This window comes from Kordia sp. (assembly GCF_050633145.1).
Taxonomy (GTDB): domain Bacteria; phylum Bacteroidota; class Bacteroidia; order Flavobacteriales; family Flavobacteriaceae; genus Kordia.
On sequence record NZ_JBOEFY010000090.1, the window covers coordinates 24,738 to 37,294 of the forward strand.

The window sequence follows — 12,557 nt, forward strand, 5'->3', positions numbered from 1 at the left end:
TCCCATAAGTATATATATACTAATTTTCTGGTAATTGTTCTAAGATTTGATAGGTACTAAAATTTAAAAAGTTTCCAGGATGTGCCAATACGTTTTGTAAAATGATAGGTGTATCTGGCGTAGTTCCTGTATATTGTGTATTTCCGTCCAAATTGACATCATGTGTACTGTATCCACTAACTACAAATGTTGGGAAATTTAAAAAATTACTTGGATCATTTAGTACAAGTGATAAGATACTTGGTGAATCGGGCGTAGTTCCTGAGTATTGTACAATTGCATCATTATTTACATCTCCTGCCCACAGCGCCATTGTTCCTGAAGGAATTCCAAAAACTGTTTGCGCATTAGCTCCAAAAGTTTGTGTTGTCGGATTGGTAAAATCGACACTCGTCATAGAATTATTGAGTGAAATTACATTGGCAGACATTATTCCTAAATGATTTCTGTGCTTTACTACTACATAGTAATTTGTGGGCGCAGCATTTAGTTGTATTGTTGAAACACCATCTAAACCTACAATATCACCATCTCGCTGTAATAAGGCAGATTGTGATCGCACTACTTTTGTGTTGTCATTTGCTTGCCGTATTTCTAACCAAACCCAATCTACAATGTCATCTTGTGGTATTCCTGTTCCAGAAGTTCCTCCAGCATTAAAAACCGTTGTCGCTACGGTAACTGCATCTGCATATGGAGATATAGTTGGCAAATGCCCATTTGATCTTAAATCATCATTCATCAATCCTGCAGTTGCTTGATTTAAAAGTGGACCTTGCAAAAATATTTTCGGAATGATATTAATTTTAAAATCAGTCGTGATAAATCCTTCAGAAACAGAAAGTGTTGTTGTCGTATGTTCCTGTACGTTTGTTTCTCCTATTGTATAGAGTATTTCTATTCCTCCAGATGTAACACTTCCGCCACCTGAGTCAATACTATATTTTTCTATGGTTTGAGCAAACCCACAATAACTTACGAGTAATATTATTAGTGCTATATATTTTGTTTTCATGATGATCATTTTTTATAATTTATAAATAACAAATTGAAAAGTTGTAGGTGCTGAATTACCCGAACTATCAAATGTGCGTACCTGTATATCGCCTCCGCTAATTATAATAGAAGACGTTCTAAAAGCTGTAGAATATGGTGTTATTGTACATGAAGTATTATTAACGTTCATTGTGACATTAATGACACTAATAGTAATAACACCTGCATTAATACTAGCTGTAACATTTAGTGTACTACTTAATACATTCCCATCAGATTCTATAGTGCCATACGCAATAGGAACTAAATTTGAAGAGATATTTAAATAATTAGCATCTGCATATCGTTTTGTTATTAATGCTGTGTTTCCTGCATTATCAATTTCTGGTATACTAAATGAAGGCGCAGTAATTGTCCCGTTTTTTAATACAACTAAAGCGTTGCTTAGGGTGACATTACTGGGACTGTTACCAATAGTAAATAAACGATCGTCTGGATCCCAATCAAGAGGATCATTGGCAATGTAATTTGTACTGTTTCTACCTATTACAGTTTCATAACTTGAATGTGCTGTTAAATTATATCCTATAGCTGTAGAAAAGAGACCATTAGCGTAAGTAAACCTACCCATAGCGATGGAATTAAGGCCATTAGCCTGGGTAGAATATCCCATTGCCGTGGAGTAATCTCCTGATGCAGTTGTAGAATTTCCCACTGCAAATGACCGTAAACCTAAAGCGCCAGTTCTAGGTGAGACTTGAACTGAATGACTTAAGTTTATAGCTTCTGTGCCAATCCATGGACTTTGTACCATGCCAATTAAATTCCAACCTGTCCTGCCTTCATTATCAGTATATTGCTCCAAGCCGCTTGGTAGTGTTGTTGGCTGGTTGGTTAAATCGTTATAATCGCCACTAAAAACATTGGCTGCAGTTTCTGCGGTTTTAGCATGTTTTGCATACGGTACTGCTTTAAACTCGGTAGCGTCAAAATTTATAGTACCGCCACTATAGGTAATTGTTGTTTGTAAGAAATGTAGATCTGCGCTCCAATCTATGGTTGCAAATGTGCCTACACTTGGAGAGGAATCTGTACCTATAGTAAGTATAAGTAACCCGTTAGCATCTGTTGTGTAATTATGATCTTCTTGATATACAATTGTCCCTGCAGCTGTAGCTTGATGTATTGAAAATTGTATATTCATAAAAGTATTCGCAAGCACATTGTCACTTCCATCTTTTAAAATGGCTTTGTAGTTAATACCTTGTTGGGCAAACATTGTTATACTAATTAATAGGAATACGAGCGTTGTAAGTTTTGTTTTCATCTGTTTATATTTATTGTTTTTTCGGTCACATGTTGTTCGTTATTAATCATTTTGTTAGATGAGAAACTTTTTAACATGCTCGTTTCATAGCAGTTGACTATTAGTTGTTTGCCGCTTCTAGCGCATTCATGCGTTGTATTAATAATTGGATAGCTGCGTTTTGTTGAGATGTTTCTAATGTTTGACTATCAATTTTCGAGTTTTGAGCTTCAATAATAGTTTGCTGCTCTTGCAATGCTTTTATAAGTATTGGAATAAGTTCAGAATAAGATAAGGTCAACAAATCTGATTCTTCAACATAATGCGTAATGCTTGGAAATATTTCTTTTACTTCTTGGGATATTAATCCGATGTTCCGTTTGCTTCCTTTTTGATCTTTCATTAAATAACTTACAGGATTAAGTAGCATTACTTTGGCAAGCGTGCCATCTTCTATAGATATGATGTCTTTTTTTACACGTCTATCCGAAATAGAGCTATAGGCTCCGCTAGCTTGGTTAAAAAAACCACGGTAACTTCCGTTTTTGTATAGACTTAAATGACCTGCATTAACAGTTGAAAATTGCCAAGAACCACCTGTGGCAATGTTATGTATACTAAACGCATTTGTGTAATCACTAGATGTAGGCGGACTATTTTCATGGGCAACTTCAAGCAAACTAGAAGGTGTTGCTCTACCAATGCCTACTTTACCATTTTTTAAAACCGTTACTGCATTGTTGCGATTATCATTATCTACACCATTACCAATTTCAAATAGCTTGTCCGTGGCTATCCAAGTATTTACATTTCCACCTCCAATATTATATCTCCCTTGCACAAATGAGTAATAAGAATCTGCTTCTAATCCTAGTCCTATTGCGTTAGCACCATTACCTGAAGCATTACAATACACCCCAATTGCAGTAGCATCAACACCTGAAGCTGTAGAAATATATCCAAATACCCTAGAACCATTCCCAGAAGCATACGAATAGTTTCCTATTACCATAGACCCAGCTCCTGAAGCATCTGAGTTATACCCATTACAAAATGAAGAATTTCCTGAAGCTGTGGAACCAAGACCCATTGCCATTGAATAGTTACCAGTAGCACCTCCAACGTAATCCCCATAAGTACTAAAGTCAACGGCACCTTCACCTATGGGACTGTAAAAATTTGGGTTGCGACCAACCAATCTCCAACCAGTATTATCTTGTGTACCATCGTTTTCTGTAATTTTTTCTAAGCCAGATACATTTGCAGCTGTTTCAGCATGTTTTGCATACGGTATCGCCTTAAACTCAGATGTTCCCATGTCTATAAAACCGGTACCTGTATTTACTTGTACGTTTAAAAAATGATCGCTGCTTGCCCAGTCAATAGTTGTAAAAACACCGCTAACTCCTGTACCTTCTCCAATGTTAAGTATTATTAATCCGTTTGCATCTGTAGTTGGCGTATGCGTTTCAACGTACACATTGTCTGCAACATCAGTACTTGTACGAATGCTAAATTGCACTTGTATTAAGTCATTGGCAATTATAGTACCGCTTCCATCTTTTATGACAGCTTTATAATTAAAACCTGCTTGCGCAAAGCTTAGTGCTGTAATTAAAAATGTGATGAGTATTGTAATTCTATTTTTACGCATCGATATATATTTATTTTGATATTCGTGAATCTTTGATTTCATAGTTATTTTTTTATAGTTTATAAATAACAAATTGAAAAGTAGTTGTTACTTGTGTACCACTAGCAGTAAAGATGCGTACATTAAGATCTGCATCACTATCTCCATTACCATCAGCAATAATTGTAGTCGAAGATCTAGCTGTAGTAGAAATTGGTGTTATGATAGCTACTGTATCACCATAGCTTAATGATTCTGTGCCATTAACATCTATAATAAACACATTACCACTTAAAAAAGCTGTAAAATTACCTGTACCACTTAACACACTTCCAGTAGATTCTACAATGCCATAGGCAATAGGTATTAAATTTGCAGTACCTGTTGTAGATGTATTGATTTCTTCTGTGTTAATTGTTTGCGTGTTAATTGTTTCATTATTAATTATTTCGGTAACATCTAAAGTACCATCTACACTCATGTCTTGTGTTACATTGAACGTTCCGTTTATACGTACTAGATCTGTATCAAACTCACCATAAATTAGCGGCATATCCGATTGGGTATTGTTAATATATAATTTATTACTTCCTGCTGCTGTTGAACTACCAGAACCATTTCCTATATAAATATTTCCACTTCCCGAAGAATTATTTATTCCTGAATATTGACCTATCGCTATATTAAGATTTCCTGTCTCATTATCGATTAAAGCTCCTAATCCAATCCCTATATTACTATATCCTGTCGTATTATTGCTTAAAGCTTCTATTCCAATCGCTGTATTAAAATTCCCTGTTGTGTTGTCATTTAGGGAGAAATTCCCTAATGCAGTATTATTATCGCCTTCAGTATTAGCACTTAATGATCTATATCCAATTGCGGTGTTAGATTGTCCTATACTATTTACTCTCATTGAGTTTCTCCCAACTGCAGTATTTCTTTGTCCAGATGTATTTGCTTCTAAAGCACCAGAACCTACAGCTACATTACTAAATCCAGTTATGTTTCCAAATAAAGCATCAAGACCTATTGCAGTATTGTAAGATCCTGATGTATTTTTATTTAATGCATAATGGCCAATACCAACGTTATTCGTAAACGTTAAAACTGGACCCGTAATGAATGCATCATCATTCAAACCAGCGCCATCGCCTATATATAATGAGCGACCACGAGATTTACCATCGGATAAATCATTTATATTTTCACTAACATTTAAAGCATAAGGTACTGCCATAAATTGCGTGGCATCAAAATCTATGATACCGCCGCTATAGGAAATTGTTACTTGTAAAAAATGTACATCTGCAGCCCAATCTATAGCTGAGAATGTACCTACACTTATTAATGCGCTTGTACCTACAGTAAGTATAACCAATCCGTTTGCATCTGTTGTAAAATTATGACTTTCTTGATATACAATTGTTCCTGTTGCTGTGTTTTCATGAATGGTAAATTGTATATTCATCGAAGTATTTGCCATTACATTGCCACTATCATCTTTTATTATGGCTTTATAGTTAATACCTTGTTGCGCAAAAGTTGAAACTGTTATGAATAGTAAGACAAGTACTGTAATTATTTTTCTCATGAGCTTATTTTTACGTTTTTCAATATTTTTAATTGATTCTAATTTTTTTAGTAAGTATGCTATTGTCAATATGAATTTTAACCAAATACATACCTGCTGTTAAATGACCAATATCAATTTTTGTTTTCCCTTTCGTTTTAAGAATTTCCTTTCCTTGTAGATTGAATAAAGTAACCGAATGAACTGGCGTTGAAGCATTAATATGGATATAATTTGCTGTAGGATTTGGATACACAACAACAGAATACGAATCATCATTAATTGAATTTATGTTTAGTGTAGTAGCATCAAAAGGGGCTGCAGCACTCCAAAATGATACACTACGCGTTAAGTTCCGCCAATCATCAATGTCTGAGTTCCAAGCTTGATATATCAATTCAATTTCGTTATCATCTGCATCAAACGTTCGTAGTTGCCTAAATTTATTTATCCAAGCATCATCTGCAGTAACCCATTCTTGAATAATTAGTTCTGTCTGATTTCCCAATGTATATACATACACAAAACGCTCAAAATTTCTGTAGACGCCACTTATCCGTAATTGTCTTGTTCGTTCCGTAAGTTGTTGTAATGCATTGTAGTTATATAAAGTTTGTTCCGATCCATCGTCATTAAAATCGTTTTGACTTCCATTAAATCCAAATTCTTCTACTTTTTGTAATGCTCCAAAACTGGTATAACTGTATTCCTTTTTTTCTACATTTAGCCAAAAATCTACGTCTTCAAAATAAATTTGCTTAATTTCTTGAGTTAATCTATCAGAAGCTATTTCATACTCATATAAGTATCTATCTTCGGGAATAAGATTATTTCCATCAGATTCTTCAAGTGTTTTAGAAGCGACATTATTTCCATCATAAATTTTAGTTTCTCGTCTTTGGCTTCTCCAAATATCATTAACTCGTATGGCATATAGGAAAACCGTTTCATTGTACTGCGCATTGTATGAATATGTATCTCTTGCACTATTTGACCAAGCGTCACTACTCCAATTTTGCTGTATATTTTCGGTTATATTATTTAAGGTATTGTAGTTTTTATTGAATTGATAAAAGTTAACCCAATTACCACTTCCACCATTCGCTATCAATCGCAATAGGTTGGTTTCTTTCGTTCCTTCGTAATCAAACGTGTATAATTCTCTGGTGTTATGAGACCAATTACTATCAGCATTAGACCATGAAAATATGTGGATGGAATCTCTTCTAAATTCAGTCTGTGCAGTATGATGCTGAATGCCTAAAAAGAATAGTATGCAAAAAATTGAGTAGTGTTTTTTCATGTGTTATGATTTAATAAATTTGAACGTCTCATTTTTAATTTTCAGAAAGTAAATTCCCGCGGATAACGCGATTAAATTAACTGATGTCATTTCAGATTTTAAGACGCCTTTATGGACAACCTTCCCTAATTGATCATGAATTGAAAACGAGACATTTTTAGCAAACGAATCAACAAATTGAATCGATAGCTTATCAGAAGTAGGTACAGGATAAATTTTAATATTAGTGCTTTCTTTTTCATTCGAAGAAATACTTAATGCTGCACATTGAACTCCATCTCTTTGGTAATCACAAACAGTTTCCCAAGCAATTTCTTGCATGATTGCAGCTTGTGCAGGTGTTGGGTATACTGTATATAAATTACCATATCTATTTGTTAATTGATTTGGTAAGCCAACTGGAGACATTTTATGTATGACCGCGTACATCACACAAGCAATAAAATAATTGCCTCGCGAGTCCAAATGATGTGTATCAACAAATAAATCAAAGATTGAAGATAATCCTGGAACTGTACCTTCTTCTATACGATCGGCCAATCGAGCAAGTGCTTGACCACCAGGAATTACTAACATCGGATTTGTGTGTGTTAAATTGATAGCATCGGCAATACTCTCCCACTTTGCTAAATCTATATCGAGTCTATCTCTCCAAGGAGTGTTACTTTCCGCATCCCAATCGCATGGATAGCCTCCAGAACCAGCAGTACTTCCATTTCCACTATTAATACAATGCCAAGTCTCGTAAATGTAATATTGAATGTTTGGATTGTGCAGATTAGCAAAACTGCAAAAGTCATCTGCTACTTGAAAAGTATTGCTACCATTTAAGTGATTTAGTAAAGGAACAGCTTCTGTTAAAATAAAGTTTTCGTATCCGCCATTAGGCAATGTAAGATCCCACTGGTCTCCTTGCCCAGTTGTTGGATTGTTCCAATGCCATGATAAAGTAGCTCCATTTCCAATATTAGCGTCATACGAAAAGGTTTGACTACCTGCAATCGATAACTTGTCAACTATGTTTGGTACTTCAAAATTTATTAAACTATGTCCTAAGAAGAAGGTATTATTAGATTGAGCATCAACATTTAACATAGTAAGTATACATACCAACAAGGTCAAGAATATTGTTTTTCCTTTACTACTCTTTAAATGGTTATTTTGATATTTGCGAATTTTTAAATTCATTGGTTATTTTTTAAAGGTTGTTGTGTGTATGACTTTATTTCTATTAATAATAGTTAAGGTGTAGGATCCTTTCTTAAGATTGCTTACGTTTAAGTAAATCGTATCGGTTAATGCTTCTTTTAATTTTCCCTCGTATAATTTCATTCTCTTTATAAATTGTATTTAGAATAACTTTATGAAGGTAAAAGTAGTAGGCTTGTTATGTGAAGACTATAAACATTGTAACAAACACTATGACTATTGTAACATTGCTTGAAACGCAAGGTATATCTGTGTTTATTTAGAGTAAACACTTAAAAAAAAGGAAAAGAGAAAGTCTATTTATGTATTCTTTTTAGCGTATTGCGTAGGTGTGCAATTGTAAACTTCTTTAAAGCGTTTGCTAAAATATGCAGGATCATTAAACCCAACACTATACCCTACTTGTGATACGGTTACGTTAGACGTTTTTAACAAATCGGCAGCTAATTTTAAACGTTGAGAACGAATAAACTCTGTCGTAGTCATGTTGAACAGCGCTTTTAATTTTCTGTGCAATTGCATTCTACTCATATTGATCGATTTGCAAAATTCATCGGTATTAAAAGTAGATTCAACCAGCTTATCATCTAACACATTTTGTAAGCGATTTAAGAATAAATCATCTGTAGAATTAATTGAAACTTCTGTTGGTTTCAAAAAGATTTCTTGACTAAATTTTTCTTGAAGTCTTTTGATATTTTCCAATAGGTTTTCAACCTTTAGTTGTAGGAGTTCGTTATTAAAAGGTTTGGTTATGTAATCATCAGCGCCAGTTTTAATACCTTCAATTTCGTTTTGTTCGCCAGCTTTTGCGGTTAATAATATGATTGGAATATGACTTGTTCGCTCATCTGTTTTTAAAGTATTACACAACTCAATTCCACTTTTTACTGGCATCATAATATCACTTATAATGATATCAGGAATATGCTGAATTGCCAAATCGATTCCTTCTTGTCCGTTTTCAGCGTGTATGATTTTATAGTTGCCTTTAAAAATAGTATCAACATACATTCTAACGTCCTTATTGTCTTCAACAATTAGAAGAATTGGTGTCTCATCATCAAAATCAGTTTCCGTTTCTAGAATCATATTAGAAGTTTTAATATCTTTTTCTAATCCTTCTTCAACACTAACATCTATATAATCAACTTTAGCAATTGGTAATACTACTTTAAAAGTGATCCAGTTTTCAATACTTGTGGCAGTAACTGTCCCTTTATGAAGTTTTACAATTTCTTGGACTAATGAGAGTCCAATTCCTGTTCCTTCTTTGTCTTTATCGATTTGGTAAAAACGATCAAATAGTTTCGAAATTTCCTCAGTTGTCAACGGTGTGCCTGTATTTTTTATTTCGAAGTGAAATTCATTGTCTTTCACAATAGCTTTACATCTAATCTCTCCATTTTTGGGAGTGTATTTTACAGCATTTGATAATAGATTGGTAATAATTTTTTCAACAATATCTTTATCGAACCAAGTTTCAAGCGTTGTTGGCTTTAGGTCGATTTTAAATTTTAAAAGTTTTTGCTTTGTTGTAAACCTGAAACTATCGATCAGGATTTCAGTAAAAGTAATTATGTTGTTGTTTGATACATCTAATACGACTTTCCCAGATTCTATTTTTGACACACCAAGTAACTGATCTACCAGCGTAAGTAAACGATCAGAATTTCGTTGCATCATTTCAAGATTACGACGTTCTTCATCTGGCAAATTTTCTTTTTTTAATTGTTGCTGAATTGGACCAGAAATGAGCGTTAATGGTGTTCGAAATTCATGCGAGATATTCGAGAAAAAATTAGACTTGTCCTTATCTAACTCTTTTAGTTTTTTAGTCGTTTTTTGACGATTGCGGTATAAAAAGAAAAAGAACACACCAGCTATTGAGGTTATACTAATAATACCTAACAATTGATTCCGTTGATTTGTTTTCTGCTTTGCTACTAATTCGTTCTGAGATTTTAACAGAGCAATTTCCTGTTCTTTCTTTTCAGATTGAAATTTTAATTCTATTTCTTCAATTTTTTCAATATTTTTAATCTGCTGAACTTCTTCCATAATTTCTTTTGCAGATTTTAAATACGTATATCCTTTCTTAAATTCGTTTCTTCCAAAATAAGCTTCCGCTAGATTATAATCAATATCGTGATAGATCTCTTTTCTAGCAGATTTTGATTTCCCCAACATCTCTTTTGCATAATCTAAGTGATTTATTGCAGTTGCATAACTTTCAGTTTTATTATATAATTTTCCTAGTTCTAAATTAACCACAGAAATGACTTTATTATTATTTATAGTCTTAGCTTTTTCTACAGCTTTTTCCTGGTAAATTATCGCAGAATCTAACAAATTTCTACGCAACGATATAGTAGCCAATCGATTAAATATTAATGATTGTCTGATATCATTCTTAATTCCTACACTAATTTCTAACGATTTTCTATAATAATACTCTGAGGCTTCTAAATCATTTTTTGCTAAGAATACATCTCCTTTTTTGTATAGAAGAATAGAACTTGGCACCTTAAAACCTATTGAATCTGAAACCCTTAAACCATCATTTATATAAGGAATTACTTGATTTATTAGTAAAGGTTCATCATTCAACAAAGATTCCATCAAAACATCGCAAATACCATTTTTTGTCATTACGGATATAAACGATTTTCTGTTGATGGAAGTAAAAACAGAATCCGCCTTATAGTAATATTTTAATGCTTTCTTGTCAAAAGAATTGTTGTAATACCAAGTTGCTTTATAATAATAATTCCATCCGAGTAAATTTCTATTTTTTTTAGATTTGAGTAATGCTGTTTCTGCTAAGTTTAAGAAGTGAAAAGCTTCAGATTCATTTTTATTTAATCTAGCTATAATAGCTCCGATATTAACTTTTAATGAATCGTGAGGTTGATTTGTTGTTGCAAATAACTCTTTCGCATAATACGTAACACTATCACTATTTTTCGAATGATAATGCTCAATTAAAGAATCGTATAGGTCTTTCCAATCAGTATCATTTTTTTTGTCTTGTGCGTTTAAATGAGAAGAGAAAAATAATAGCATACATAATGTCAAGATCCTTTTTAGAAAACTTGAATGCATTAAAAAAACGAAGTGTACAAAAAACATACTATTATTAAAAGGTAATTATATCAAACTTTAAGGAAAGTTGTCTTTGCTAAAATAACTAAATCCAGATGCTCATAAAATTAGACAATTTAAGTTGTTTAAGGCATTTTTTATTGAAAACTTCAATTTCAGAATGTTAGAGCACCTTTTGAGTTATATATAAATTTGCATGATTCATCTTGCCGCGTTGTTTTCAGGCTTTATCATTTCTGGAAAAACGGGAATTTCAATCATATAAACCTATAATAAAGTTTCTATTACTAACGTGAAAAACCATTTCGTTTCTACACAAAATAACGTATTTTTGAACTATGGAATTCATCAAAACGACCGAACAAGACTCGAAATACAATCATCTTGAAAAAATGAGTGTATCAGAATTATTAACGAACATCAACAATGAAGACAAAACAGTTCCACTTGCGGTTGAAAAAGTAATTTCAGAAATAGAAAATCTAGTTTCCAATATTGTAACTAGAATGAAAAATGGAGGTCGCTTATTCTATATTGGCGCTGGTACGAGCGGGCGACTTGGAATTGTTGATGCGTCTGAATGTCCACCTACATTTGGTGTTCCACATGAACTTGTAGTCGGACTCATTGCTGGTGGTGATTCTGCCATTCGAAAAGCTGTAGAATTCGCTGAAGATGATACTGAACAAGGATGGAAAGATCTTCAAAAACATAATATCTCAGAAAATGATACCGTAATTGGTATTGCTGCTTCTGGAACGACTCCGTATGTAATTGGTGCGTTAAAAAAATGCAACAAAAACAATGTGCTAACTGGATGCATTACATGCAATCACAACAGTCCTTTATCTAATGTTTCTCAATATCCTATAGAAGTAATTGTTGGTTCCGAATTTGTAACTGGAAGTTCTAGAATGAAGGCTGGAACTGCTCAAAAGCTAGTCCTGAATATGATTTCAACAGCTGTGATGATTCAACTAGGAAAAGTAAAAGGAAATAAAATGGTCGATATGCAACTTAGCAATCACAAACTAGTAGAAAGAGGTGTCAAAATGATCATGTCTGAATTAGGAGTTAACTTAGAAACAGCAACAGAATTATTAGATCAACATAAAAATGTACGAAAAGCAATTATAAGCTATGACAAAAAGGACAAATAAAGAAGTACTGGCTAAAGGTCTAAAATTAATGGCAGGTTCTTTACTCTGTATGTTTGCTGGACCTACAATACTTCATTCTGCTTTAAAAAACCAATCACATCCATACTATATTCCTGTACTAATCGCTGGACTATTAATTTCAGCCGTAGCAATATTTCTTGCATTCAAAGGGCTTCGAAAAATAATGGACTCTATGTTTAATTAGGTCTTATACATCTTAAAACATGCTTCATACAAAGTTAGGATTACATCTAAAACTTTCATTCTTAATT

General features: G+C 33.2%; 9 protein-coding genes. 2 read left to right on the forward strand and 7 right to left on the reverse strand.

Going from position 1 to position 12,557, the window contains the following annotated elements:
• Positions 1-19: 19 nt before the first annotated feature.
• From ACRBBL_RS26690 to ACRBBL_RS26720, 7 genes are all read right to left on the reverse strand, one after another.
• Positions 20-1,015 (reverse strand): hemagglutinin protein, encoded by a 996-nt coding sequence (locus ACRBBL_RS26690; protein WP_431372163.1) that lies wholly within the window; start codon positions 1,013-1,015, stop codon positions 20-22.
• Positions 1,016-1,027: 12 nt separating this feature from the next.
• A complete protein-coding gene (locus ACRBBL_RS26695) occupies positions 1,028-2,323 on the reverse strand; it encodes a hypothetical protein (RefSeq protein ID WP_431372164.1) in 1,296 nt (431 codons plus the stop codon).
• Positions 2,324-2,423: 100 nt separating this feature from the next.
• Entirely contained in the window at positions 2,424-3,998 is a 1,575-nt protein-coding gene (locus tag ACRBBL_RS26700; RefSeq protein WP_431372165.1) for a tail fiber domain-containing protein, read from the reverse strand.
• A 10-nt stretch (positions 3,999-4,008) separates the two neighbouring features.
• On the reverse strand, positions 4,009-5,529 hold the full coding sequence (locus ACRBBL_RS26705; protein ID WP_431372166.1) for a hypothetical protein: 1,521 nt from the start codon (positions 5,527-5,529) through the stop codon (positions 4,009-4,011).
• 28 nt (positions 5,530-5,557) lie between these two features.
• Positions 5,558-6,811 carry a T9SS type A sorting domain-containing protein gene (locus ACRBBL_RS26710; RefSeq protein ID WP_431372167.1) on the reverse strand — a complete coding sequence of 418 codons (1,254 nt, stop codon included), beginning with the start codon at positions 6,809-6,811 and terminating at the stop codon, positions 5,558-5,560.
• Positions 6,812-6,814: 3 nt separating this feature from the next.
• Positions 6,815-7,999 carry a T9SS type A sorting domain-containing protein gene (locus tag ACRBBL_RS26715; protein WP_431372168.1) on the reverse strand — a complete coding sequence of 395 codons (1,185 nt, stop codon included), beginning with the start codon at positions 7,997-7,999 and terminating at the stop codon, positions 6,815-6,817.
• Positions 8,000-8,320: 321 nt separating this feature from the next.
• Positions 8,321-11,086 (reverse strand): response regulator, encoded by a 2,766-nt coding sequence (locus ACRBBL_RS26720; protein WP_431372169.1) that lies wholly within the window; start codon positions 11,084-11,086, stop codon positions 8,321-8,323.
• A gap of 377 nt (positions 11,087-11,463) precedes the next feature.
• Between ACRBBL_RS26720 and murQ the strand changes: the two genes are divergently transcribed.
• Both murQ and ACRBBL_RS26730 read left to right on the forward strand, forming a co-directional pair.
• Entirely contained in the window at positions 11,464-12,285 is an 822-nt protein-coding gene (gene murQ, locus ACRBBL_RS26725) for an N-acetylmuramic acid 6-phosphate etherase (RefSeq protein ID WP_431372170.1), read from the forward strand.
• 28 nt (positions 12,286-12,313) lie between these two features.
• Entirely contained in the window at positions 12,314-12,490 is a 177-nt protein-coding gene (locus ACRBBL_RS26730; RefSeq protein ID WP_431372171.1) for a DUF6095 family protein, read from the forward strand.
• Positions 12,491-12,557: the final 67 nt, after the last annotated feature.